General features: G+C 55.5%; 19 protein-coding genes. 9 read left to right on the top strand and 10 right to left on the bottom strand.

The genetic code is table 11. The features are described 5' to 3' along the window. Nucleotides 1-9 precede the first annotated feature (9 nt). The 5 genes from Q1A48_RS07605 to Q1A48_RS07585 all read right to left on the bottom strand — a co-directional run bounded on the left by Q1A48_RS07605 (nt 10) and on the right by Q1A48_RS07585 (nt 7,158). Nucleotides 10-735, bottom strand: a complete 726-nt coding sequence (locus Q1A48_RS07605; RefSeq protein WP_299943035.1) for a hypothetical protein — start codon at nt 733-735, stop codon at nt 10-12. Between the two features lie 390 nt (nt 736-1,125). Continuing rightward, the gene (locus Q1A48_RS07600) at nt 1,126-2,439 is read right to left on the bottom strand and encodes a SidA/IucD/PvdA family monooxygenase (protein WP_299943034.1); all 1,314 of its coding nucleotides are present in this window, start codon (nt 2,437-2,439) and stop codon (nt 1,126-1,128) included. A gap of 2 nt (nt 2,440-2,441) precedes the next feature. Further along, nucleotides 2,442-4,268, bottom strand: coding sequence for an IucA/IucC family protein (locus Q1A48_RS07595; RefSeq protein WP_299943032.1), 1,827 nt, complete (start codon nt 4,266-4,268; stop codon nt 2,442-2,444). Beyond that, the gene (locus tag Q1A48_RS07590; protein ID WP_299943030.1) at nt 4,265-5,257 is read right to left on the bottom strand and encodes a GNAT family N-acetyltransferase; all 993 of its coding nucleotides are present in this window, start codon (nt 5,255-5,257) and stop codon (nt 4,265-4,267) included. The genes Q1A48_RS07595 and Q1A48_RS07590 overlap by 4 nt, the downstream gene beginning before the upstream one ends. Nucleotides 5,258-5,292: 35 nt before the next feature. Then, the gene (locus Q1A48_RS07585) at nt 5,293-7,158 is read right to left on the bottom strand and encodes an IucA/IucC family protein (RefSeq protein ID WP_299943028.1); all 1,866 of its coding nucleotides are present in this window, start codon (nt 7,156-7,158) and stop codon (nt 5,293-5,295) included. 180 nt (nt 7,159-7,338) lie between these two features. On the opposite strand from Q1A48_RS07585, the gene Q1A48_RS07580 reads away from it, so the two are divergent. Then, entirely contained in the window at nt 7,339-8,529 is a 1,191-nt protein-coding gene (locus tag Q1A48_RS07580; RefSeq protein WP_299943026.1) for an MFS transporter, read from the top strand. A gap of 160 nt (nt 8,530-8,689) precedes the next feature. On the opposite strand, the gene Q1A48_RS07575 is transcribed toward Q1A48_RS07580, so the two are convergent. Further along, nucleotides 8,690-9,199, bottom strand: a complete 510-nt coding sequence (locus tag Q1A48_RS07575) for a GNAT family N-acetyltransferase (protein ID WP_299943024.1) — start codon at nt 9,197-9,199, stop codon at nt 8,690-8,692. A gap of 252 nt (nt 9,200-9,451) precedes the next feature. On the opposite strand from Q1A48_RS07575, the gene can reads away from it, so the two are divergent. The 4 genes from can (at nt 9,452) to Q1A48_RS07555 (ending at nt 13,378) form a co-directional block, all read left to right on the top strand. Continuing rightward, a complete protein-coding gene (gene can, locus Q1A48_RS07570) occupies nt 9,452-10,108 on the top strand; it encodes a carbonate dehydratase (RefSeq protein ID WP_299943022.1) in 657 nt (218 codons plus the stop codon). 103 nt (nt 10,109-10,211) lie between these two features. Continuing rightward, complete coding sequence (locus tag Q1A48_RS07565) at nt 10,212-11,837, top strand: FAD-dependent oxidoreductase (RefSeq protein ID WP_299943020.1); 1,626 nt, start codon at nt 10,212-10,214, stop codon at nt 11,835-11,837. A 112-nt stretch (nt 11,838-11,949) separates the two neighbouring features. After that, nucleotides 11,950-12,462: a flavin reductase family protein gene (locus Q1A48_RS07560; protein ID WP_299943018.1), complete on the top strand. Its 513-nt coding sequence runs from the start codon at nt 11,950-11,952 to the stop codon at nt 12,460-12,462. Between the two features lie 184 nt (nt 12,463-12,646). Beyond that, on the top strand, nt 12,647-13,378 hold the full coding sequence (locus tag Q1A48_RS07555) for a glycerophosphodiester phosphodiesterase (protein ID WP_299943016.1): 732 nt from the start codon (nt 12,647-12,649) through the stop codon (nt 13,376-13,378). A gap of 148 nt (nt 13,379-13,526) precedes the next feature. Here the strand turns inward: Q1A48_RS07555 and Q1A48_RS07550 are convergent, their stop codons facing one another. Together Q1A48_RS07550 and Q1A48_RS07545 are read right to left on the bottom strand one after the other, a co-directional pair. Then, nucleotides 13,527-16,154 (bottom strand): TonB-dependent receptor, encoded by a 2,628-nt coding sequence (locus Q1A48_RS07550; protein ID WP_299943014.1) that lies wholly within the window; start codon nt 16,152-16,154, stop codon nt 13,527-13,529. Between the two features lie 396 nt (nt 16,155-16,550). After that, nucleotides 16,551-18,086 carry a M20/M25/M40 family metallo-hydrolase gene (locus Q1A48_RS07545; RefSeq protein ID WP_299943012.1) on the bottom strand — a complete coding sequence of 512 codons (1,536 nt, stop codon included), beginning with the start codon at nt 18,084-18,086 and terminating at the stop codon, nt 16,551-16,553. Between the two features lie 880 nt (nt 18,087-18,966). On the opposite strand from Q1A48_RS07545, the gene Q1A48_RS07540 reads away from it, so the two are divergent. After that, nucleotides 18,967-19,596, top strand: a complete 630-nt coding sequence (locus Q1A48_RS07540; protein ID WP_299943010.1) for a DUF2799 domain-containing protein — start codon at nt 18,967-18,969, stop codon at nt 19,594-19,596. Between the two features lie 404 nt (nt 19,597-20,000). Here Q1A48_RS07540 and arfB read toward each other — a convergent pair whose 3' ends face one another. Further along, nucleotides 20,001-20,417, bottom strand: coding sequence for an alternative ribosome rescue aminoacyl-tRNA hydrolase ArfB (gene arfB, locus Q1A48_RS07535; protein WP_299943008.1), 417 nt, complete (start codon nt 20,415-20,417; stop codon nt 20,001-20,003). A gap of 435 nt (nt 20,418-20,852) precedes the next feature. On the opposite strand from arfB, the gene Q1A48_RS07530 reads away from it, so the two are divergent. Both Q1A48_RS07530 and Q1A48_RS07525 read left to right on the top strand, forming a co-directional pair. Continuing rightward, nucleotides 20,853-23,219, top strand: a complete 2,367-nt coding sequence (locus tag Q1A48_RS07530; protein ID WP_299943005.1) for an autotransporter domain-containing protein — start codon at nt 20,853-20,855, stop codon at nt 23,217-23,219. Between the two features lie 163 nt (nt 23,220-23,382). Then, entirely contained in the window at nt 23,383-23,922 is a 540-nt protein-coding gene (locus Q1A48_RS07525; protein WP_299943003.1) for a GNAT family N-acetyltransferase, read from the top strand. Nucleotides 23,923-24,271: 349 nt separating this feature from the next. Here Q1A48_RS07525 and Q1A48_RS07520 read toward each other — a convergent pair whose 3' ends face one another. After that, nucleotides 24,272-24,535, bottom strand: coding sequence for a hypothetical protein (locus tag Q1A48_RS07520; protein ID WP_299943001.1), 264 nt, complete (start codon nt 24,533-24,535; stop codon nt 24,272-24,274). Between Q1A48_RS07520 and Q1A48_RS07515 the strand changes: the two genes are divergently transcribed. Continuing rightward, complete coding sequence (locus tag Q1A48_RS07515; RefSeq protein ID WP_366523393.1) at nt 24,423-26,303, top strand: glycosyl hydrolase family 18 protein; 1,881 nt, start codon at nt 24,423-24,425, stop codon at nt 26,301-26,303. The two genes, Q1A48_RS07520 and Q1A48_RS07515, sit on opposite strands and share 113 nt — an antisense overlap. Nucleotides 26,304-26,900: the final 597 nt, after the last annotated feature.

Raw genomic sequence — 26,900 nt, 5'->3', positions numbered from 1 at the left:
GCGATATACTCAGGAGGCCAGGCTGGCCAGGTCTGGCGACCATTCCAGGTCCCGCAGGCGCACCTGCCACAAACGCCCGGTGCTGGAGGGCCAGTCATACCCCACCAACAGGCTGCGACTGTCCACATAGCAGTGGGCATCCCGCTCTCCCTCATCCCCCTGGTAAATAAAGCCGCTGATATCCGGGCCCAGGTCCTGGGTCCGTTGACTGGCCACATCCCCGGCCATACCCCGCGCCGATCGGTGGCTGACCCTGGGCGACAATAGCTTGCCCCGCTGGGAGGGGTCCACAATATCCGGTGAGACCACCTCCAGCCCCCGCTCGTGCTGCACCAGGGTTTTCAGGAGGGGTCCCATAAAGACCCGCATCAGGGGAAAAAGCAGGCGGTTGCCACCCCCGATACGGGATTGTTGCGGGCCATTGGGGCCGGTCCAACTGACCTCAATGGCATCGCCCAGGCGGGGGATGCGCCCTTCGGGGCAGCAGAGGCGGTAGTGGGCACTGACTTCATCTACTGCGTCACGCCAGCACACATGGCACTCGCTCACCAATCCGCCACCGAGGAGTGCGAACACCTCGATTCCGAACCCCTGTTCACCCACCAGGCGGCGGCTGAGCAGGGAGCGCCGCCCCTCGGCATCGTGCCCCAACTGCCAGCTGTCCTGTACAGGCATTTCGCGCCCGTCACAGCTGTAGTGATAGCGTCCCTGGGCAAGGGTAGCGTTTAAGCGCATGCAGATTTCCTCCCTGCGCACAGATAACACCGGACCAGCGGTTCACTATCAAAAAGTATTACACATGGCAGGGAGATCACGCCGGGTTTGGCGCCACCTTTAGCGAAAATGCTACCCTCAGCAATACGTGCATTGCCATAAACCATTGAGTGACCGATCCGGCAAAGGCGCTTTCCGTCCGCTGCTGCCCATGCGAAGCTGGGAGGGGTCTAGCATTTACCCGGCACGTTTGCTTAGTGGATTTATGCGCCATAAGCTCGCCGCTGGCGACCATTCTGTGCGGGGTTTTGCAATACTGGCAACGCCGCGCAATTGCCCTGCAACCTAAAAAACAACAGCCGAGGCACTGGTGAAAGGCCCGCTGGATTGCTGGGGGTGAACAGCCAGAAGTCAGGCCACAGCTACCTGGGTTGCGCGCTGGGTGACCCATTTCATAAAGTTGCCGCTCTGGCGGATATCATAGACTTCGCTGCCGAGCAGATCATTGACAACCTGCGCACCACGCCAGGCAGACAGGCTCAATTGGGGCTCCGCAATGCCGTGGCTGGTTCGTCCGGTACCCAAAAAGTACAGGCAGCGCTCGCTGGAATCACCACTGAGCTTTGCGGCAAACGTATCGTCCAACAAGAGACGCCCCGCCTCATCCCGGGGAATGCGCTCCTGCAGGGGCGCCAGACACGGCGGCAGGGCTTCACGCAGACCGGTGCACAGAATCACAATATCCGCATTGAGCCACTCGGTACCGTCGGCCTCCCCCAACAGGTTATTTTCCAGTTGTAGCTGGTAGTCGCCGCGGCAGGAGAGGCCCACAAGCGCCCGGTTGGGCAACAACACCACACGCCCAGAATCCCCTTCGATATGCGCCAGGCGATAGAACAACCGGTAGAGCTCCGCGAGCGTTGCCGGAGAAATGCCGTCCGAAGCCAGTTTTTGGTCCGCAACGATTTCCTCACGGCGGCGCGGGCTGAGTTGTCGGAAAACATCCACATACTCGGGGGTAAACCAGTCGTTGGTAAATGGCGTTTCGTCCAATGGCAGGTAATTGCTGCGGCGGGATGCCCAGACTACCTGCCGCGGGCAACCCCAGTGCCCGCCCAGCAGATTAATCACCACTTCGGCACCAGTCTGACCACCGCCGACCACCGCGACACGCTTGTCGCTCACATCGGGATTACGCAGGGCAATTTCCAGGGCGTGGAAGCAATTGTCCGATAGAAGAGGTCGGCAGCACTGCGGAATATTCGGTTTTTTTCCAGCGGCCACACACAGGTTCTTCGCACACACCCGCTCCCGGCCATTGGGGCCATGCACATCCAGCTCAAAAAAAGCGCCCTGGTCGAGGACACTCTGCACCCGGCTGCTCATTTGCACTGAATCCAGGCGGCCTGCGGCCCAGCTGAGGTAGTCGGCGAATTCCCGGCGGCTCACGGTGCGTTGCTCAGCGTGGAGAAAATCGTAGAAGCGCTTTTTCTCCACCAGGTAAGCGAGAAAACTGCAGGGATTGGTGGGGTCCACCGGCGTCACCAGATCCTTTAAAAAAGAGGTCTGCATCATCGCTCCCGGCAGCATCAGTCCGGGATGCCAGGAAAACTCTGCCTTGGCTTCAAAGAAGCGGTGCGTCAGTGATTTTCCCCGTATCAGAGCGGCAACAGCGAGGTTAAATGGGCCGGCGCCAATACCGGCGAGATCGAGAAAATCGCTCATAATTAAGCCTCTTCAGAGGAAAGGGTTTCTGGTTGGAGTTGGATTTGCCCGGGCTGCTGCTGTTCTGCCAGCCACAGGGGGTTGTGCAAGTCGCCACCGACAATGGGCACCGGACGCTCTGCGCTGTCGCCATAGCCCTGGCGCAGGCGCACGCGGTTGATGCAGACGCGCTCAAACCGCTGCCGGAAGAGGTTAAACTGCTGAAAGCGCTCGGCCATCTGCGGCGCTTTTGTCACAACGGATTTTTGATAGCGGCGCAGTACTTGGGCCAGCACTGCGTAGAAATCCAGCTCGCACAAACCGATCTCCACGGCCATCTGTGCCGACAAATAACGCAGTACCGTCACAAAGTGTCCGGTGAAGAGGTCGTGCACAATGTGGCTGGGGGGCAGTTGATCAAGCACTGCCTCAACTTCCGAGGGCAGGTCCCCACGATCGGGAAAATCCCCCTGTGCCAGGCGCAAATCACCCTGGAAATCTTTTAACAGAACCCGCACGACCCGATTGTCGCGGAGTACCAGCGTGAGGTTTTGCGAATGTGCCACCAAGCCAATCCCATAGCGGCTGAGCAGATGGTAGAGCGGCACTATCGTGGCATCGAAGAGCTGCGCCAGCCATGCCTGCACCGACAGGCCGGACGCTTCAATAAGGGCAACCGCTACGGAATTACCTCTGCTATCCCTCTGCAACAGGGCGGCCATCAGCAGGTGGCGCTCACCCTGCACACACAGACCCGCCGGGCTCTGTCTCCAGGTCACGCCCAGCAGTTCGCGGTAGCGGTAGGGCGTGCCCGCGATTTGCTCGTGGTGGACGTGTGGTACATGCAGTCCCGCTACTTCCTGCAAAATGCCGGTACCGCGCGCGCACAGTGTCGTATCGCGCTCGCATAGCCGTTGCATCCACTCGCTGAGTGTCGGTCCACAGCGCATGTATTTACCGGGTATACCGCGGAAACAGGAGGTGTTTAACACGGTCAGCGGCAGCTTGATGTGCAGCGCCTGTGGGCGCGACAGGTTCGACAGGGTGCGCAGCGATACCTGGGGCAGGTATTCATCACCGAATGCCCCCAGCAACACCAGATCACCGCAGCTGATGTGACGGGCATAGTGCTGGCGGATATGGCGTTGCCACTGCCAGGGATGCACTGGCAGGGGTAAAAACGCCTGCCAGTCAATGCCTTTTTCCCGCCTTACTGTGTCCAGCAGCTGGCACTGCCCTTCACTGAGGCTCTCGGCCAGCAGCTGCTGCCAATCCCAGGCCTGACTATTGCCACTGACCGCCAGTGCGCGCCTGACTGCCAGCCACAAAAGGCGCACGCCTTGCGCGGATTCGGTGGCGTAGAGATTGAATTCCCGCGCACCCCAACCAATCCGCCCTTTGTTGACCATGGCCTTGGGGTGGCCATCCAGCAGGCACTGCAACTGCTCATCGGACAGTTGCGCCAGCGTTTCCGCTCTGAGGCCTTCGCGCTTTTCCAGCAGAGCGACATCGGCCACCAGGGTATTGGCCAACTCGTGCAGTAGGTTGCCCAGGGTACTGGGTGTGGCTTCCAGATCCCCGGCGGCGTCGATAAAGAACTGGGCCGCATCTTCGGCCGGGGCACGCTGGCCATGGTGCTCACGCTCGATACTTTCAGCCTCGATCAGGAGCCAGTCCCAGATGGTCAACCAGGCGTGGAAATGATATTTCACCCCTGAGGCCAATGGCACACTGTATCTACCCTCAGACAAGGGCTCTGCCACCAGTGCCTGCTCGTAGCATAACTCCGCCAGTGCCTTTACCAGCAGAGCGCGATTGGCCTGCTTCCAGTAAGCGTCCCTGCTCCTCATACGCCCCCCATACTCTGAAAAAATCTCCCCCTCTGACACAGCACCAATGCCGCGCGTTTATGGGGAAATTCAAATTCCCTTATCTTTTGCCAGCCAAACATGCCGTCGAAATACCGCAGCATCGCAACATGGTCAGCCCTGGGCTCGCCCACCAGCGTCTGCGTGCGGCTGTCATCCAGAAACAGGAAGTGGGAAACCCCATTGAACCAGGCGCGGGTAAACTGGCTGCCCAGAAAACGCCGGTCTCCCACCAGCAAATGGGCACCGCGATCAAAGAGCTGCGCATCACAGTGCGGCGCAATGCGATCCTCATAAGCCCAATAGACTTCGAAATATCCAAAGGGCATATCGTCGAAACAGGCCATCAGGGGATATTTGTGCGGGTCCTGAATCACCGTTTCGATATAGCGCTTTTGCTTGTCACAATCCCCTTCCTCTTGCCAGAATCGAGCTACTCTGCGCTGATTCATCCATCCGGTAAAAAGCATCAAATCACTTTCCGGGTCCAGAGACCGCAAACTGAAATCCATACCCAGAGAGTAAAAGTGCCTGCGATACACTTCTCCATCAACGGGTTCGGGGCGCAGGGGGTGACGCAGGCCCACGTGATTCTCCACCCACTGCAGCGGAAAGCTTCCCCCGTTATTACCGCGATACCAGACTGACGCACGCTGATAGAAATCCACACGGGTAATTTCACTGCCCGCAGTGTGTGGCACTTTACCGGCTATAAGCACCTCGATCCGCTGCAGAGCCGGGTTCAGGGAAAAGAGCCAGTCAAGCCAATGATTCAAATCCGGCATTTGCACATTGCCTGTCGGAATGCTGATCCCTGCGCATTCCTCTCCGGCAATATAGGCCACTTGCGCGAATACACCTGCGTGCAGCTCACAGCGATATCCCGTCTCAAGCGCACACCAACGGCGCCCATCGTCCAGTGCACCACGATGCACTGTGGGAAACCCGGCCATAATCACGGGACTGGTCATACAGTTTTCCTTACGGTTTTTACCGTTCCAGGCGCTCAGCCCTGCACAGAATCGCGCTGGGAGGTATCGATCAGTGGGTTCTCCATGGTGTGGTAAATGGAAAGTGGATCATCACTGGTGGTTTCATTCATACCGATAATGGCGCACTGGAAATTGCCTTTGGACCAAAGCGTTGGGGCCTGCAATAGATATTCCAGACAGCTGCGGTCCCGCCGCGGGCCGTCATGGAGTCGCTGCAGCCGGTTGCGCAATTGGCCCAGTAATTCCCACTCGGTCAAAAGTTCTGCAGCGGCAAGCGCAGAGATAAGACCGAAGCAGCTGTTGACAATGAGGTAATAAACAAAGAGGCGATTTGCCATTTGTTCATCAATGACATTCCCGCTCTTGCGGGCCAGATCGGGCAGGTGGGGTTTCAACAGTTTTTCTCCAAGTTTGCTGTAACCACTGCCCTGGCAATCGCGGAAATAACCCGCTACAGGCAGGCTGCCTTCAAAAGAAAGAATCAGGTTTTGCTGGTGAGCGCCAAACAAAATACCGAAATCGGCCTGGGCGATCAGCAGCGGCTCTACCACCGTATCCAGAAAAGCAGTAAACCAACGCCGGGCGGCAGCTGCAGCAGAAATGTTGCCCTGTTCCGCCAGTTGTAAAATTAACTGCGCCGCACGGCAGGGAGCCCCACCGGGGTGATCCTGGGTCAACGTCGCAAGCAGGCAGGTATTTGAGGCGTTTTGCCCGCGGAATGGGTTCTCGCGGAACATCACCAGACTTTCGATAATCGGGGCACCCTCACTGTCTGCAAGCATCAGATAGGCCGGCTCCGCCAGTACCCGGAAACGGGGGTAACGGTTGAAAAATTCGCGTCCCACGGGAGTATTGCGCACCTTCAGAACTTCCAGGCCGCGCGCCATTTCCCGCGGCTGCAGCGTACGTACAGAGTTGGTAAGGCGCAGACTGAGAGAGAATTTGAGCATATAGGGGTTCTGCGCACTGTAAACGGCACGCAATGAGGAAGTCGCGCGCCAGGGCACCAAGCCGCTACCCAGCTCCACAATATTTCCATTTTCAAGCAGCCCGGCTACCCGTGGTTCGCGGCGCAGCCGTTGCCATTGCCAGGGGTGCGCCGGTACGGGGATCAATTTCCCCGGCACCCGGGGCCCGCGGTCACTCTCGCGTACCAGATCGGCAAAGTGTTTCTCGTGGATTTCGGTACCGCTGGCGCCACGTAAAAACTCTGGCTCCACCCCCAGCCATAACAGGAAAAAGCTGTTGCCAAACTCCGGTGCATAGCGCTCGGCGTCTTCATGGGTGAATGGGTCGCGACTCTTGGGGGTCGGGTGAATGGAGTGGCCGCACAAAAGCCCCTGCTCCGCCTCAGAGAAGGTCAGGGGGTGAGCAAACAAACGCTCTGTATCGACCTTGCGCGCACGCAACGTCCGGGCCATATTCTCAACACTGGCAGTGACACGCTGCACGAACTGCACGCGGGACTCCTTGCTCGCACCGGGAAAAAATGACGGCTCATCCGCCACCAACCCTGCAGTTCGGGCCAGGTCAATCACTGAACAGTCAGCATCGCCTCTGCGCCACACCACAGGCAGTGCAAATTGATGCCTGCCACACTCGCTGCGATAGGAAACATTCAACCACAGTTCGGCAGCAGTCTCAGGAAGCGGGATACGGACCGCCGGCGCCCGAATCCCATCGGGAAGCGAACCCCCACTGCGTCCGTGCCAGTGACCGCAACCGGTTTCGCGCAACAGCGCATTGAAAAAACAGTTGGCCGACATTCTCTCCGCAGCTGTATCCATCGAGTAGCCATCCGCATTTATCAGCGGATTATTGCTAGAAACCTGATGGGCAACGCGGTCGATCGAAACCGCGCTGGATTGCGCATTGGGCATAGTGATAGATCTTTTTAAATTAAATGAAAATAATAATGCTTTGCATTTAAAATATCATGCAGGTAAATTTGCCACACTTCAAGCGCGCCGATAGAAAAGTTGGCCGGCTGTGATTTTCCGCACAGTGTGGAGCCTGGGCTTCTCTTGTGTTTCTTTATTTCAATTAGCGGAGCCCTGAATGTGCTAACCCCCCACCTCCGCAGAATCAATTGGATCGTGGCCAGCCAGGGCGCCAGCCAGGTAGTACTAATCACCCTAATCCCTCTGATCATTGAGCGATCTGGTCTGAGCTTGGCCAGTATTGGCGCCCTGGTTGCCATAGGCACCCTGTGTCTGATGATCGCCGGGCCACTCTGGGGCGCGCTCGGCGACAGAGTCGGTCGCAAGCCGGTCTTATTGGCGGGGCTGGCCGGCGCCCTGCTCGCCCAGTGCCTATTCGTAGCCCTGCTGGTATCGATGGCGCAGGGCCACCTGGAGGAAAATGCGGCTTTTTTTGCGCTGGCGGCAAGCCGGGTTGTTTATGGGCTGTATGCTGCGGCCATTTACCCCTGCTGTCAGGCATGGGCGGTGGCATTGGGCGATCAGCAAAAGCGTTTGTCGATACTCTCCAGACTCAGTGCTGCAGCGAATCTGGGCCGGGGACTGGGGCCACTGCTGGCATTGCCGGCCCTGATTGCCGGTGGTATCTGGCCGCTGGCCTGGTTGATACTGTTGCCACTCGGGGCACTGCTGCTGACCATGGGGCTGCCAAAGGCCGAACCGGCTATAGCGCGGCCGGACACAATGCAAAATTCCACACTGCCCCCCGGCGCACTGGCACTCTTTGCCACCGCTTTCCTGGGCACCGCCAGTGTGGGTCAGTTACAGATGCTGATGGGACCGGCCCTGCAGGATATATATGGCCTGAGTGCTCTGGGCGCTGCCTCTACAACGGCATTGCTGCTGACTGCCGCGGCATTCTGTGGTTTCCTTGTGCAGGTGGGGCTGGTGCGCCACCTCAAGGCACCGAGGTTGAGCTTTATGCTGGGCGTGACGTCCCTGTGCACAGGCACCCTATTGCTGTCCGCTACTCTGGGCAGCATCTTCGCAGCCATTGGACTGCTGGTCTTTGTGGTGGGCATTGCATTTCTTGTGCCGGGCTACAATGCCCTTTTAAGCCAGTCACAGCAACGGAGCGGCAGGCTTTTTGGACTGCTGGCGCTGGTCCATACCGGTGGTTATACCATCGGATTCGCCAGTGGTGGTTGGCTCTATGCACAAAAGCCGCTACTGGGATTGTTGCTTAGTGTCTCCCTGATCGCCGTCTGTGCTGTGATTGCGCTTTTAGCAAAAGAAAGAAAGGAACTGAAACGGGCCCAATACGATTACTGAATTGCTGAAAGGCATTCCAATAACCCCCACCGCGGCCTCAAGCATCCTCTGATATCAGCGCAGTTGCACGCCAGTGCCTGTGCTCAAAGGCGCACACGCCCCAGGGCCCAAGCGCGCAACGGGGAAGCATCCGCCTCTCCCCCTGAGGGTTTCATTCTTCTCAAAGGTAGCGCTGCCAGAATTCTGCCTGCCCAAATTCTTCATCCAGGGTATAGGGTTTAAAGCCGGCTCTGCGATAGGCAAGCTGCGCGGTGCGGTTTCTTTCCAATACTTCCATCGTCAACTTGCAGCAACCCTGCTTTTTTGCCTCTCGGGCGACAAAATCCAGCATTTCGGCACAGAGTCCCTTGCCACGCACACGCGCGCTAACGATCACATCGTGGATATTGACCAGGGGTTGGCAGGCAAAAGTGGAAAAACCGGTAAAGCAGTTGACCAGACCCACCGCTTCATCGTCGCTGTAGGCGAGCACACTAAAAGCACCGGGAAACGAAGCCAGTTTTGACGGCAACTCAGCCCGGCATCGATCCGGCAAGGGTACCCCGCCGCCAAAAGGGTGGCGGGAATATTCATCCATAAGCGCGAGCATATCTTCAGCATGGCGACTGTCGGTGTACTCCGCCAGGATAATGGTTACTGCCGAGACAGCCTCCGGGGTGGGTAATGTCATAGATACCTCTCTGCTTCCTCTAAGGGTTTTTGGGCTTTGCCGTACTTTTTTTGTCTTATGGACGATAAAAACAAATTTCTTTTTACCTGGCGATTGGTTTTTGATCCGGCACGCAAGCAGGTTACCGGGTTGACTCAACACAGGGCAGCGGGGCTGCACCCGTTTGATATCACTGTGGGCCCAGACACCCTTGGCCTGCACTGGCAAAGCCGCTATCCTGAGCCCAAATGATGACCTCAGGATACAGTCGCATTGCAACCGCTCGATCATCTACTTAAAAACAACCGACAATGGTCTCAGGCAACCCGTGAGGAAAATCCCGATTTCTTCCTCAAACTGTCGGAACAACAGACCCCGGAGTACCTTTGGATCGGCTGCGCGGACAGCCGTGTACCCGCCAATCAAATTGTGAACCTGCTGCCGGGCGAATTGTTTGTACACCGCAATGTCGCCAATCTGGTAGTGCACACCGACCTGAACTGCCTGTCGGTACTGCAATACGCCGTTGAAATCCTCAAGGTAAAGCACATTATCGTGTGCGGTCACTACGGCTGCGGCGGTGTTCAGGCTGCCCTGCACAATGAGCAACTTGGACTGATCGATAACTGGCTGCGCCATATTCAGGATGTCCGAGACAAGCACCACACCCTTATCAATCTGTTTCAACAACATCAACGGACCGACCTGCTCTGTGAACTCAATGTGCTGGAGCAGGTTATTCACGTCTGCCAGACCACCATAGTGCACGACGCCTGGCGCTCGGGGCAACAGCTCTCTGTCAACGGCTGGGTCTATGGTCTCAAGGATGGCCTGGTGCATGATCTGGGGGTCTCTGTCAGTCATCCCGGTGAAATTACCGATACTTATCAGAACGCCCTCACCAACATTGCCCAGCGCAATACTGAATAGCGGCATCCGCGCTTAACTCCCCCGCATCTTTGGCCATACAATGGAGCCGGCCCCCGACCACCCTGTGGCGGCTGCGGCCCTATGACTGGATAGGAGAACGTCTATGGCCAAGTACCGAGTGTGGGAGTGCCAGAACTGTGGCTGGATCTACGACGAGGCCAAAGGTTGGCCCGAGGACAACATAACACCGGGCACCCGCTGGGAGGATATCCCCGAGGACTGGTGCTGCCCCCAGTGCGGAGCCAGCAAGCGGGACTTCGCCATGCTTGAAGTGAAGCGGAGCCATACCCCACAGTCCCCAACCCCTCCCCCCACCGCGCCCAAAGCTGCCACTGCAACCCACATCTGGGAGTGTATGGTATGCGGATGGGTTTACGACGAGGCCAAAGGCTGCCCGGAGGAAGGCATAGCGCCCGGTACCCGCTGGGAGCAGATACCGGAGGATTGGTGCTGTCCCCAATGCGGCATCAGCAAGGAGGAATTCGATATGGTGCTGGTAACCGCAGCACCGGTAGAACCACTTGCAAAACCCGACGCCACAAAGGCGCAGCCAAGTCGCGATCCATTGGTCATCCTCGGTACCGGCCTTGCCGGTTACAGCCTGGCAAAAGAGTTTCGCAAACTCGACAGCGATACCCCCCTGCTGCTGATCACCAGTGACGACGGTACCTTCTACTCCAAGCCCCTCCTGTCCGCCTCCCTTTCCCACGGCAGAACCGCACAGCAGCTGAGCACGAATAGTGCTGAGGAAATGGCCCGTGAACTGGAGGCCGACATCCTGGTGCACACTCGCGTCACTGGTATCAACCCGGACACCAGGGCATTGACGGTACAACAGGAAACTGCGGACCACAGCGCAAAAATCCATTACGACCGGCTGGTACTGGCAACCGGAGCCCACTGCCGTCCCCTGCCCTGCATTGAGGGTGACGCCCACGCCCGCCTGTTTCGTATCAACAGCCTGAAAGACTATCATCGCTTTCGCACCGCACTGGTGGGACGCCAACGGGTGCTTGTGATCGGGGCGGGCCTGATTGGCTGTGAGTTTGCCAACGATCTGGTGCAAGCTGATTTTTCCGTGGACCTGGTAGACCCACTGGCCTGGCCGCTGGCCTCCCTGCTGCCAGAAGCGGCTGGGCGCGACTTACAAGGCGCACTGGAGAGCCGTGGCGTGCGTTTTCACTGTGCCAGTGCGGTACAGAAATTGTTGCGGCGCCCCCAGGGTCTCTTGGCCCAGCTCGACAACGGCCAGACTATCGAGGCAGACATGGCGCTTGCCGCCCTGGGTTTGCAGGCAAATACCGCACTGGCGGAAGCAGCAGGGCTGGCAATCCATCGCGGCATCACCGTTGACCGGCAGCTGCAAACCAGTGACCCACACATTTACGCCCTCGGCGATTGCGCCGAGGTGGACGGCCACCTGCTCTTCTTTGTCGCCCCTCTGATGGCCTGCGCCCGCGCACTGGCAAAAACGCTCAGCGGCCAGCCTACTCCCATACACTACGGAGTGATACCGGTCGCGATCAAAACCACCCTGCGCCCCACCACCGTGTGCCCACCCCCTCCGCACGCCAGGGGTCGTTGGCAGATTGATAGTGATGATTCCGGGGTGTGCGCAGAATTCCGCAGTGACACAGGACAGCTGCTGGGATTTGCCCTGACGGGAGCAGCAATCACCCGGCGGGAACCTCTCAGCAGGGAATGTGAACCTATGATGGGCGAGCCTTAGAACACACTGACAATCGAGCTTCTTTTGCTGGTGTTCGAGGCAAAACGCGCAATGGAGACGCTTTTAGCCTAAAATGGCGGCCTCGCACAGGTTTGGTACAAGCAACCCCCGTATGACGACAGTTAGAAGCCCAGCTACCACCCCATCTGCCCAGCAAAGCCGCCTGTTGCGCGACACGCTGGGCCAGTTCGCGACCGGCGTCACGGTGATTACCACGCGGGACGCCGACGGCCAGCCGGCAGGAATGACCGTAAACAGCTTCAATTCTGTCTCTCTCGACCCGGCCCTGGTGCTCTGGAGCATCGATAAGCAGTCACTCGGTTACGAGGCATTTACCACCCGCGACCATTTTGCCGTACATGTGCTGCGCGCCGACCAACAACATGTTTCCAACCTGTTTGCCGGCCGCGGAAGCGACAAGTTCGGTCAGATACACTGGTATGAGGGGCCCAATGGCATTCCCCGCTTGGAGGAGTGTGCGGCTTACTTCCACTGCAGCCGGGCCCAATGTATCGAAGGCGGTGACCATACAATCCTGCTGGGGACCGTACTGGAATTTACCGCTTTCGGTGGCGAACCTCTGGTCTTCCACCGCGGCGGCTACCGGGCCCTGGCCGGGGACTGAATCTCGACTGCAGGCACATCAATAGGGTATCTCCAGACCTGAGAGGTTGCAGTGCCTCCCAGGCCCCCTTAAGCCTTTTTTATGCCGATTGCCCAACAGAATGGGTAAACTTTGGTAGCAGTCACCCCACTGCAATAGGTCAGTGGCAGGCTGCAGCAAACCCTTTGGACGGACTCTACTACCAATGGCACCAGGCACCCTCTTCTGCTTCGCCCACCGCGGCTACCAGCAGCGGGCCAGCGAAAACACCCTGCAGGCGATCGGCCATGCGCTGGAAATGGCTGTGGGGGGCATCGAAGTGGATGTCTGGAATATCGGCGGCCAATTATTGGTAAAACACGATCGACGCCTTGGGCGATTGATTGCTGGCAGTGAATTGCTCACGGATATGCGCCCCGAAACACTGCGCGAGAGGCCGCTGCCCTGTGGCGGCACCATTCCGACCCTCCGTGAAGTTCTGGAATTGGTGGGCGATAGTGCCCAATTGAATATCGAGCTTAAGGGCCCCAACTGTGCCGCGCTCTTTGTCGAGGAAATCCGCTCTTTCGTACATGACAAAGGCACCGCTTTCGATCCCTATATCGTTTCCTCCTTTGACCACCGCCAGCTGTACGAATGCCTGCGGCGACTGCCGGAAGTGCGCCGTGGCGTTTTGCTCAGTGGCATTCCCCTGGACCTTGCCGCCTGCGCAGCCCCTCTGCGGGCCTATTCTCTGCACACCAACGTCGACTTTATCAATACGGATCTGATCGCCGACGCCAAACAGCGTGGCCTCAAGCACTATGTGTTCACCGTCAATACCCCCGATGACCTGGTATTACTGGCCGCACAAGGGGTGGATGGTGTGTTTACCGACGAGCCGCAAATGGTTTTGGATTTCAATGCACGCATAGCCGCGGGCAGGACAACAGGGTAGTCGGGGGAAATATACTGGCTACAACAAAAGTTAACCCGGCAGTAATGCCGGGCTAACTTTTCTAGGACAAGTCATGACAGCTGGCTTTCGAGGCGCCATTCAGCCGCCATAAGCGGGGTATCCCCAGACGCTATGCAAGTTAAAACAATTAGAAATCCGCACTGGCGCGTAAGTACCAGAAACCGCCATTAAAACCAAACGGCGAGGTGAGCGCCTGGCGTACCCCCAGGGATTGCAAAGTCCCGTCCTGCTCATCATCCGGCTGTACATCGAAAATATTCTCACCGCCGACAGAGAGTTTGTAATCCTCATAAAGGGTAAAGGTTACTTCCAGGTCCACCAGTAACTCACCGCCATAACTGTAAGTATCCGTGGCATCCCCAGGACCAAAGAGCCCGCCGGTGGACTCCCAGCCACTATAACGGTTGAGGCGCAAATAACCGTTGAACATCTCACCAGTTTCAAAATCGAAGGTCAGGGTGGTCCGATCACTGGGCACCTGATTTTCCAGGTCGAATACCCTCGATGCATTAATCGTATTCTGCGCAACTTTGCTCACTTCCTGGCGATTGAGATTGTGGCGCAGATCCACGACCAACAGGTTGCCGGCCACTTCAAAATCACTGGTAATGGCCAGGTCGATCCCGGATATCTCTGAATCATAGGCGTTGGCAAAGTAATTGGCATTACTGCCGTTTAGCAGCGCCGCGTTTTCCACCCCGGCCGCTTCCAGCAACGCCACCTCCACATCGCCTATAGCGTTATTGTTCAGGGCGAGGCGATCTTCGATCTCGATATGGTAGTAGTCGACAGTGACACTGGTGTTGTCAAACGGTGAAAAAACCGCACCCAGGGTATAGCTTTTAGACTCCTCGGGGGTCAGCTCAACCGCACCCAGGGCCACTGCCACCGGGTTGCTGACCGGATAGGTGCCATTGGGGATCAGGTTGCCACTGGAATCCGCCGTGGTGGTGACATTCAGGGTATTGACCTGACCGGGGGTGGGTGCGCGGAAGCCGGTGTTAAGGGTTCCACGCAGGGCGAAGCGCTCATTGATATCGTAGCGGGCGGAGAGCTTCCAGTCCGAAGTGGAGCCAAACTCATCGTACTCCTCAAAGCGCAGGGCCGCACCCAGTGTCAGTGCATCGGTAACCTCCGCCTCCAGATCAATATAGGCCGCGATACTCTCGCTACTGAAACTACCCGCCGCCTCCACGGGGAACCCCTGAAAACCATCGGAGCCAACACCAAATTGCGCCGCGGTGGGGCCCACTGCAATGGAGGCGGCATCTCCCGCCTCAATGGAGTAGGTCTCCTCGCGCCACTCGGCACCGAAAGCCAGGTTGAGTGGCGAAAAGAGCCCCGCGATATCCATCGGTTTGACGAAATCCGCGTTTAAGCTGGACTCCTCTTGGGTCAGAGTGCCGGGCTTGAAGCTGGTGGGCGACAGCCGGCCGAGGCTGGGGTTGATGGAGTCTTTCAGCACATACGCCACCTCGTTTTCCGCAACCCGCGCGCGCACATCCCAGGACAGGCCGTTATCCAGCGCACCGCGGGCGCCGGCAACGGCGGAGATATCGCGAATCTCCGCACCGAATTGCGGGTTGTAGCCACCGGGGAACTGGGTGTAGATGGGGTTGCGCAACACATAACCGCTGGGACTGGAGGCATCGGCCACCAGATAGTCGGCCGGGTTCAATCCCTGCCCTTCAATATAATCGATCAGTGACTGGGGTGCAGGGTCCGGCAAGTAGTCGACACTGTCGGGATCATCGGGGTCGTTGGGGGTATCTACCTGCAGGGTGCCACGGGCGGTAAACTTATGCTCCGGGTCCAGCACCGGGCCACGATAGAAGAAGTCGGAAATGGTATCATTGCTGGAATAGCCAACATTTCCATACAGCTCGACGCTGTCACTGATATCCAGCCCACTGTTGACAAAGAATTTGAGCGCCTCAACCTCCGGATCACCCCAGCGCTGGCCAAAGCCATCCAAAGGCACCTGGTCTTCGCCAACAATGGTCCCTACAAAGACGGCATCGGAGCGGGCGACACCGCGCCAGGTCTTATCCGCACTGGATAACTCCACGGTGGCGTTCACAAAGCCCTGATCCCACAGATTCAATCCCGTGTTGGCCGCCAGGCTGGTGCGGGTGCCATCCCCTTCAAAATACTCACCGGTCTGGGCGGAAAGGCTGAAACCTTCCGCATCGTCTTTCAAAATCACATTGACGACGCCTGCGATGGCGTCGGAGCCATATTGGGCCGAGGCACCATCACGCAGTACTTCCACCCGCGCAATCGCCATGGCAGGCAGCGCGGCAAAATCCACTGCTTGGGCCCCCTGATTCACGGTACCCAGAGGTGCCAGCTGCAGATTGACCAGAGCAGAGCGGTGCCGGCGAGTTCCGTTGACCAGCACCAGAGTCTGATCTGGCGACAGATTACGCAGGGTTACGGGGCGAATAAACGCCGTGCCATCGGCAATCGGGAAGCGCTGGGTGTTAAAGGACGGGGCAATTTTTGCCAGAGACTCTGTGAGGTCAAAACTGGCCTGATCAGCCAGATCCGCACCACCCACCACGTCAACCGGGGAGAGGGTTTCCGTTGGCGAAACGCCCTCCTTGCGGGTACCGGTCGTGATGACCTCCTCCAGGGTACGGTTGTCGGCAGCGGGGGACTGCGCTTCCCGTTCCTGCGCAAAAGCACCGCCAACAGGCATGGCAAGCGCGACAGCGATCGCCAGTGACAAGGGTTTCAGCAAATGGGTTTGCATGTTGTCCGTCCTCTTTTTTCATTATTAATTCGAACAGCACACCACTGGATACCTCTGGAGCGCGGTGCGCAATAGGTATTTGTGCGCGCAAACAGCTCAGAAATTCTTTTTTTAAAAACTGCCTTATTTCCCCTGTGAGATACGACCAGCCAATCCCAGCTATCAAGAAATTTGGCTTCGGCGCTAAGAAGCTGCAACTGTTGACGTTATCCATCACCCGAGCAAACAGCAAGCCCCTTGAATCGGGGATCATGGCCTAGCGGTTGATTTATGTCAAAATTTGGCACACTTGCCAATCTACCATAGATGGCAAGTGTGCCAATCCTTACACATCACCTTAAGAATAGAGAGAGGCTAAGCCATTCTCTGGAGGCGAACCCGTTCCATTGTTCACCATCATTCTGATGTGTAGGTGACTTGCAGCTCAAAAATGGAATCCCGGGGACTGTAACCCCGCACCATCACATAGACCGCGCTCTTATCACCGGGCACCGAAAGCGTACAGTTTTCGGAGGACCCATCCTCGTAGGGCCGGCAGTCATAGTCGCGCGAGGTGGGTATCGCGCCGAAACGCACATAGAGATCGGCGTCATTGGTTCCTGTCATATCCGCAACAAAGCCCGTACCTGGCACTGCACTAAATGGCCCGAAGTGCTCTTCACTCCCCCGCACCACGCTACCGGAGAAGTTCTCGGTCTGTTCCTCTGGGTCGGGATCAGGGCCCGGATCATCGTCGATTGTACCCTTGGCCAGTTCCGCGACATAAGCTGCAGCGAGTTTGCCAAACTTAACCGCATGGTTTGCGTCCCCGCCACTGTTGGCTAGTGTGTCGTTGCTGGTATGAATGTAGGGGTTGTAGCCACCAAAACCAGCTTCAAACGGGAAGGACACCACATAGCCCCGATTGTGCCAGGATGCGTGATCTGAACAGGCGTATCCGCAAGACGTGGTGCCGACACTGAGTTCACTCTGGTAGGTCTGGGCAAGATCCCTGAGGAAGGTGTTCTGGGCACTGTTGGTATAATCGTCAATAATATAGATATCGCTGTTGGAGCCGAAATAATTGGTCATATCCAGTTGCAAGACACCGATCACATTCTTGTTTTGGCTTTGGTAGTCACTGGCGATATCCCCGGACCCGCGCAAACCCACTTCCTCAGCCGCATAGCCCATAAACGCCAGGGTTTTATCCGGCTTATAGCCCGTTGCCCCTATGGCGTTAATTACTTCTGTTAGCGCCGCGATTCCCGAGGCATCGTCATCGGCACCGGGAGCCCGGGTGCCCTCCCCGGTACCAAAGCCAACCGTGGAATCCAGGTGTGCCCCCAGCACCACAACCTCATCGGGGTCAGCCTGACCGCGAATGGTAAGAATTACTGAAGGCTGCGCCCAACTGTGGCCATAGAGCTGCACCGAGGCATCACTGCGCGAACTGATCAAAGCCTGCCACTTGTCCCTGATCCACTCGGCCCCATCGACACCTGTTGTGGTGGTGTAATAGCGGTTGGTAAAACCTGACAGGGTTTCTATAGTGGAGCGGATATTGACCTCCGTGATTTCATCTTGCAGCGCATTCACGGTAGCGCCATTGTCTATCGTATAATTGATAAGATTGTTCACTGCAGGGGATGGCGGAGGAAGCAGTGCTGCCTGTGCCTCCGCCAGAGACCCATGCACTATAAAACCGCCACAGCGATTATGCTTTTGGTGCATAATGGTGGAAATATCGGATAGGTTACGTTCATCCACCTTTAATATCGTTACGCCGTTACGTGCACCTTGAGCATCCAGCGGTTGCCTGGCCATCAGCCCCGTATTTTTTTTCAGGGTTTGATAGCCATCATTGCCGATTGTTATCCATACCTCCTGCGCCAAAATAGCACTGGGAAATACCAGGAACCCGATGAGCAATGTACGAATCATTTCTTTCATTATTTTCTCCACATTAGAATGACCCCCGGCGCAAAAGTCGATATATCCCGGTAATACACAAATGAGCGCAGCACCTCCCCACAAAAAAACTTGCATAACTACGGTGCCGGACATCGACAATATTTAAATAACATGCAATTTGTCGAATTTGGAGATACGATCTGACCGACAAGAAACGCCTACAGATCATCCAGATTTATTTATTATTTAAATTTTGAAAATCGCGAGGATAAGAAATAAAGCCAACTAGAATAGCTGGCAACATACACCGTAGCACAGGTGAAACAACACTGAAATATAACGACCCTGAACCCAAACAAAAATAAAAATTGTTTGCTTAACCGGAAGCCAAACAGATTTTCAGATTAACACGAAATAAAGAAGCATCATCCCTCATAGCAGGCGCGAAATGCTTTGTTGAGACACCAGCACCTTCACGCAGTTGACCCACATTCTCAGGTAGCAATCCAAGAGTCACGAAAGTTCTTTACGATCACCAGAACCACAGCAATAAAAATTATAAAAAAATAGAATATCAATAGAGCATCAGTAACAAATGGAGTCATGGATAGCCCTAAAATAACAGATTCAAAATTCATATATAAAAAATCACCCTGGCCTTTTACAAACTAATTAACTTTATTAGAATACCCTCTTCCTGTTACCCCATGGGAAAAGACAGATACCTGTAATCAATACACAAACCTAAGATTACATCCGCTCAAAATTGACACCACAGAGAAACAGCGCCCCCTTTAATAACCGCTGAAAGGCGTTGACGCAGAGGTATTGGCAGGGAGGATTCTCTGGAAACGCCTTCAGCTCCCAGTCAGGATCGGCAGGATACACTGCCCCAAAACCCCAGCAGCAGGACACATCCGTGAAGTTAAGATTCAGAATTATCCCTCTAGCCGCCCTGATCCTTCTCGCCACGGGCTGTGCCACCATGAGCGAAGAGGAGTGCCGTATGGCCGATTGGCAGGCACTTGGCTATGAGGATGGGGCGGCCGGCCGGGGCCTGGATTATATGAGCAAACGCCGCCAAACCTGCGCCAAATACCGTGTTCAGATCAACACCAACACCTATCGCAGTGGCCGCAATGAAGGGTTGGAAGTCTATTGTACCGAGCTGCGCGGATTCGCTGAAGGCCGCGCCGGAGAAAACTACAACGGCGTTTGCCCAGTGGACCTTGAAGGGCTTTTCCTACGCGGCTACAACACCGGCCGCGCTATTTTTACGGCGCACAGTGCAGTGCAGTCATTGGAAAACACCATCCACGACCTGGAACTGGAGCGGGAATATCTCTTGGATGACCTGACAGAAAAAGGCGCACGACTGATCGGTAATGAAGCTTCCAGGGACGAGCGTATCAGCTTGCTGGCAGATATTGCACGCCTCAAAACACGTCATACAGAATTGGGCATCGACATTGACAACCTGAGGTTCGAATTGACTCAGCACCAGGCGGAATATCAGGCGGCGCTCTCCAGGTCGCCGTACCATCCATAGTTTGGGGCACAACCTCCACTTTGCCTTATAGACACTGCCTCTGCTTCAGATGCCCATTCCATGCTCCCTTATGAGTACGTTTCAGATCCCATGCAAACCAAGCGGCTTGGAAGGGGGCTGGCCCACCATGCCAAGACTGCTTTTTCTGTATATCACATACCATCAATAGGCGCTGAACAAAAAAGTGTTTCCCTGAAATCGCTTGGCCAGGTAAAGCTTTCAAAACCGGTACGCCTCGCAATGCTTTTTCTCGAGAATGAGAAACAGTGGCCTTTTAGCAACGGTTTATTAATTCACTCACGTACTACAACAGCCAGTATGAACCGCCGGATTCAGGGGTGCTTGATGATCACCCATAAATTGTGCCATCCGGCCAAGCTTTGAGCCTGGTGGATGAATGGTGTTTACTGATCCAGAATTTTTCCGCGCGTCAGCTTCAGCTTGGAACGCCTGCTTTTACGCTCTAAACGCCTCTCCCTTGCTCCGCGACTTGGCTTGGTGGCAATTCGCCGTTTTGGAACTGACAAGACTGTTTCAATCAGGCATTGCAAGCGCTCAATGGCATCTGTGCGATTCTTGTCCTGGGTGCGAAATCGCTGGGCCTTGATTATCACTATACCTTCGGCGGAGATACGTCGATCCCGCAGTTGTAGCAAACGCTGCTTGACCTCCCCAGGTAACGAGGAGGTACGGATATCAAATCGCAGGTGAATAGCGGTGGAAACCTTATTGACATTTTGGCCGCCGGCCCCCTGGGCACGCACCGCACTTATCTGAACTTCCTCTACAGGGACCTTGATTTTTCGGGGGAGATTGTGCATAAAAATTCACGAACCTTTGCAACTTCAACAGCCAACATCTACACGGGTAGAAAACCCGCCTATTTTCATTAAACCGCCAAGTCACCCATACCATACGCGGCATTGGTCGGTGCCTATGCACACCTTGGTGACCACAACCTGTCAATCGCGCCATGAAACAGGAATCATCCGGGCTTTGGTATTTTTACCTAAAAATGATAATCCAATACTATTACGGCCTTTTTATACTGTATCTCTCGTAGCTGGTCTCTATACAAAGTGACCAGGTAGCCACTTTTTTTGCCCGTGACCTATTTTATTGTCCAGGTCAAATCCGCTAGTATTGCCAAGCTTCTCAGAGGCACAGGAAGAATAAAAGCGCACGCCCTGTTGTTTGCCCTGGGCGACTCCCGATGTTTTCGCGGGTGTGCAGTTACCGGCGAATAGGAGAAAACCATGCCCAACGCCAAGCGCAGCCTCGCGGCGGCGATAGCACTTACAACCATAACCAGCGCTTTCGCATTTGCAGAGGAATCCGCATTCACTCAGGTTATTGCTTTTGGCGACAGCCTGACCGACGTAGGGAACTACGATGTCTTTACCAGCGGTGGTGACAACCGTGAAGCAGCCATCAGTATTTTGTCGCAAAACCTGGGGCTGGGCGCTGTAAACCCATCCTGTGCCGGTTTGTCCCTGTGTCTCCCCGATATCGACCTGACGGACCCAAACCTGAGCCAGGAGGCACTTCTGGCCGCCGCACAGGCCCAGGTAATAGCTGCCGTGCCAAATGTCGGAACCGGTTGGGCCGTGGGTGGCCATAAGGCTGCAGATGTCCTGATGAACATTGTCGGCACCAAAAAATACTTTGAATATCTCGAAACCAAAGGGCTGGCCTACGACCCAAACAAACACAACTTTGCCAGCGCCCTGCTGCCAGACCCTACCCGGGAGACCGAAACCGGCCTCTACCCGGATTTAGAGCAGCTGGGTTACGTGCTCAAGGCAATAGATGACCCTGCAACGTCAGCCCAACTGCGCGCCACAGCAGCCCAATTTGCGGCTGCCGGTGATACCGATTCGGCGAATTTCTACTACGAACTGGCAGACAAAATAGACGCGGCCCCGGCTACCCTCATTGCCGGCTCCGGCACCACCGGTAATCCACACCCCCTGGGCCTGGGCTACCTGGAGAGCACACTCGGCAGCGTGGACCCCAGAGCGCTCTACTGGGTGAACGGGGGTGGCAACGACCTGCTCAACGGCTTCGCCAGCGTTGCAGCAGGGACGACCACCCCAGAAGCATTCAGCGCAGATATCGACCTGGCCTCGACCATGCTGGCAGATGCCGCCGGCGCCCTTTCCAACGCCGGCGCCAACTATATCCTGGTATCCAATGTGCCGGACATCAGCAAGACCCCGGCCAGTTACGCCCTCGCCTCTCAAAAAGCTGCCTCTGAGCTGGGCGCCGCCGTTGCTGCCGGCCTGATAACCCAGGAAGAAGCCGACGCGCAATTGCCAGCAGCAATTGATACGATCCTGGCTCAGGCCAATGCCGCCGCTGAAACCTTTAACACCAACCTGCTCGCCACTGCCAGGGACATCGATGGGGTGCTGATGGTAGATCAAGCGGGCCTGCTCAAAGTCATCCTGGATAACGCCGGCCTGCTGGGCCTGTCCGGGGAAGTCGAGCAGAATCGGTTTTGTTACGACGGCAGCGGCGGTGCCTGTATCGAACACCCGGTTTACGGAATAAGTCAGGAGACCGCAGACGCCGACCAGTTGATCTTCAATGACGGCGTACACCCAACCCAGGTTGGCCAACAGGTACTCGCCGACTACTACACCGCCATTGTCAATGCGGCACAAGTTGCCGGCCAGCTGCCGGACATCGGTGCCCAGTCAGCGCACATGCACCTCAACAGCCTGGAAGAAAATTTGGCCGGGGTACGCTACAGCCAGGCCCAGACCGGTATCTTCGTGGGCAGTGTATTTGGCAACATCGATTACGACAATGGTTTTGCCGCTGATATCAGTGGTGACAGCAACACCAGTCTGATCGGTTTGACTTACGCTCTGCGCGACAATGCCGCACTGGGCTTTGCCCTGAGCCGCTCCAATATCGATCTGGACAACGCCCGCTCTGATATCGAGTCAACCTCAACACATTACAGCCTGTTTGGCCGTCTTCACCACGATATCTTCTTCGTAGAAGGAAGCGCCACCCTGACCGACGTTGATTATGATCAGGTCAATCGCGCCCTGGTCCTCGGTGACAGCTTCAAATCCGAACTGAAAGGCGAGACCTCCGGTGAGAATCTGGCCCTGAGCCTGACTGCCGGTGCAAACCTGTTGAGCAATTCCAGTTTCCAGTTCGGCCCCTTCGTCGGCGTAACCAGGTCAACCGTAGAAATAGACGGCTATACCGAGGATGCCATCGAAGGCTTCACTTATACCAACCTCGGCGGTGCCGAGCTGGACCCCCTGGGTATTCGCTACGGTGATCAGGAGCGCCGCTACACCACCCTGCGCTTTGGTGCTTTTGCCAATAAAAGCTGGAGCACCATCAACGCTTACGCCCAGGTGTGGTACCAGGACACCACCGGTACCGAGGAGGACACCCTTGAGATAGGCGTTAAATCCCTGGAAGGCAATATGAGTGCGATGCCAAGCTACTCCAGTGCGGACCAGGGCCTGTTTGAAGAGGATATGGGGTTGGTTGCCGGTATCCGCTGGCAGGCAGCGGAATCCCTTGCTCTGGGCGCCAGCGTGACCTCCCGCCCGACCACCCAATCTGCTTCTCTCAACGTCACATACCACTTCTGACGCCGTCGCTGGCGTTTCCGCATGTGCCTCCTCTCCTGGGGGCACATTTCCCGTCGATCTCCCGCACTGGAAATTCCAATACAGTGCCTGCACCGAGCGCTCGCCAAACGCTTATCCCACAGGCAATATAAGTACCCAGCCAACGGAACTGTACACACCGAACATGTTTCAACTTAAAACGCCCAATCTGGTACTGCATGAACTTTGTGATGATGACGCAGACCTGATTCTCAACCTGCTCAACGACGCGGATTTTTTGCAAAATATCGGTGACCGCGGTGTACGCAATCTGGAACAGGCGCGCACCTATATCCGTAATGGCCCTGTCACCATGTACCGCCAACACAATGTCGGCCTCTATAAAGTGGCGCTGAAGGAAGGTACCGCTATCGGTACCTGCGGGCTGATCAAGCGCGAAGGCCTGAGGGTTGTGGATCTCGGCTTCGCTTTTCTGCCCCAGTATCGCGGTATGGGGTATGCTCTGGAAGCCGCGCAAGGGGTCATGCAGTACGCACAGAAACAACTCGGGCTGGAGCGCATTGCCGCCATCACTCTGCCCGGCAATACACCCTCGCTGAAGCTTTTGAAAAAAATCGGTTTCAGAGTTGAGGGAAGGATCACACTGCCCGGCGAGCACAAGGAGCTGTTGCTCATGCTCTGGAAGACCAGTTCGCACTGTCACTCTTCGAGCAAAGAGAAATAAGCGCTATTCAACCAGGACTTTTACACACCTAATCCACCTCCTGCGCGCCTCCCATTAACTATTGGGGAGCCAGACCGGATAGGGCGCTCAGGCTTTTAAAACCGACAAGCTGCCTCTTTTGAACGGCTACCCAATTTTTAGCGCCATTTTCTTTTTTTCTGGTTCCATGAGAACCAGTTTACAGAACCCTTCTTATGCATTGTTTAGAGTATTTTTACGATTAATAACGAGTACAAGATTGAAAGTTTGACCAATAATTTTACAATGGCTTTCCGTTCATGCCACCTGGCATCCAATGCAGTACCGGGCAAGCCTATCCAAAAAATGCACACTAAAATAAAGGTACAGGTCACATGCAAAAGAAAAATTGCCGTCCGCTCATAGTGGCGTTCATCATATCCGTATGTTCTGTCAATGCCTGGTCGACACCAGGTGCTCCCGCTATTGCCTGGATGCCCACAGAATATACGGAAGGTACTGCCATTCCAGTGACTTGGAATATGTGGTGGGGTGAAAATGGCACCTCTTGGGTTTTAACGTCGAACAACAGCCAGGTTTGCTCAGGAGACTTAACTCCAAATAGCAACAATGCCCAAAAGGCCAGTTGTACCATTGCCCCTTCTGTTGGGACTCACCAGTTACAGGTGGTTCTCAGCAACGCAGCAGGGTCCTCAACAAGTGCTGTTAAGACAGTGAATGTGGTTTCAGGAGATGGAACCTCACCGGACCCTGAGCCCACCCCAGACCCTGAGTTTGGTGATGCTCCCGCCAAACCTGTTATCGCCTGGATGGATACAAATCAGTCGGCGGGGGATGTTACGGTTTCCTGGAATATGTGGTGGGGCGTGAATGGTTCCAGTTGGACACTACAGTCTAATGATTCAGAAGTTTGTAACGACACGCTAACTGTGAATGGAAACAATGCGCAGCACGGCAGTTGCACCGTGAACTTTGCGAAGGGCAGCTACGACCTTCAGGTGCTTTTGACCAATGCAGCAGGCTCTACCGCCAGTGATGTCAAAACCATCTCTGTTGGTGGTGCGGGAGGCGGCGTAGTGGGCAGTAGCGAAACTCCATTGCCAACGGATTATGCTTCACCGGGTCTGCGAAAGCATAAGCCCTATAACAACACCACAAATTCTGTGGTTGGAGCTTACTTTGTCGAGTGGGGTATATATGGCAGAAATTATCAACCGGCCCAGATACCTGCCTCCAATTTGACCCACCTGCTCTACGCCTTTATCCCTATTTGTGGACCAAACCAAAGTCTGCAGGATGCCAACCCCAGTGGATATAGTGCCTTGCAGCAATCCTGTCAGGGAAAACAGGATTTCGAAGTAACGGTGCATGATACATACGCAGCACTGGATAAACTCTATCCCAGTGACAATGATGCCCAGGACTATAAAGGCGTATTTAACCAGCTGCGCCGTATAAAATTGGCGAATCCTGATTTGGTGATTCTACCTTCCGTGGGCGGCTGGACACTTTCTGATCCTTTCTATTACTTCGATAATGCAGCCAACCGCAACGTATTTGTGGATTCCATGATTGAATTCCTGAAAACTTATACTTTCTTTGATGGTGTGGATATTGACTGGGAATATCCAGGCGGCGGCGGTGCCAACGCCGATCTTGGCAAAGAATCGGATGGCGAGACCTATGTCACCCTGATGAAAGACTTACGCACAGCCCTGGATGCCCTTGAGTCAGAAACCGGTCGCGACTATCAGCTGACCAGTGCTGTGGGTGTTTCACCCGACAAAATTAGCAAGATTGATTACTCTCAGGCCAGCCCCTACATGGATTACATCTTTGCCATGAGCTACGACTACTATGGCGCCTGGAGCGAAGATCTGGGCCACCATGCCGGACTTTACCCCACAGGCAACGCGATTCATACGGGATTCAGCGGTGATGAAACTGTCACCAATCTTCTCACTGCAGGTGTCCCCGCCAATAAGCTGGTGCTGGGTGTGGCCATGTATGGCCGGGGCTGGAAAGGGGTTTCCAATATGACCTCTCAAGACCCCTTCTCCGGAAAAGGGAATGGCCCCATCTCGCTGACGATGAACAATGGTCACTGGGAGGCTGGCGTTGTGGACTACTTCCGCGTAGTGGAAGAAATGCTGGGGGGTGATCCCAATAGCTCAGGCGTAAACGGTTGGAGTGCAGTTTACGACGATACAGCGAAGTCGCCTTACGTATGGAAGGCCAGCACAGGTGAACTGATCACCTATGAGAATGGCAAATCCGCTAAAACCAAGGCGGAATATGTTCGCCAGCGCGGGCTTGCCGGTACCTTTTCCTGGGAAATTGATGCCGATAATGGAGACATTCTCAATGCGGCTCACGAGGGGCTCGGTCATCCACAGCAGTAAATAAAACCTACGGGATCGGAGGGGCGGCAACTGCCCCCCTCTGATTTTAGTGAAGCCGTTAACCCCACTTCCCCTTTCAACACCATCCCGCTGTTTTCCTGAATCAAAATTCATCGACCTTTCACAAACAGAAGGATAGGGTGATGTCGGTGATTTACCCCATTAAAACTGACCGAACAGGCTCTTGAAACACGCACTTTCACCCCACACCCCATGGAACTGGCCACTTGCCAAAATAACAATTCGTCAATAAGGGTTTCCAAGGACCATTTCCCAGAATGGCGGTATCTTTAAATTCGAGCCTAATGTTTTCAACAGCCCATTCAAACCGCAGGGAATTTTCATCGCCGAAATGCCCGCTATGAACAGCCCTATGCAGGTTATCCACCCCACCATTGCATAAAGAATTTTTGTGTGAAAACGCCCTCGAATATCAGGCAAGCCCGGCACTATTTGGGTGACGAATAGCCATGAACATGACAAAGGGGCAGGTAGAGTACATTCCGAGCTTCACTACTGGCGTGATTTTTATCGTTCATGGTCAGACGCACTATTTTTTTGAACCAGCTTAACCGGATTAATTCCACACAAATACTA

The organism is uncultured Microbulbifer sp., assembly GCF_947489355.1.
Classification (GTDB): Bacteria; Pseudomonadota; Gammaproteobacteria; order Pseudomonadales; family Cellvibrionaceae; genus Microbulbifer.
This window is presented reverse-complemented; position numbering and strand designations above follow the sequence as displayed.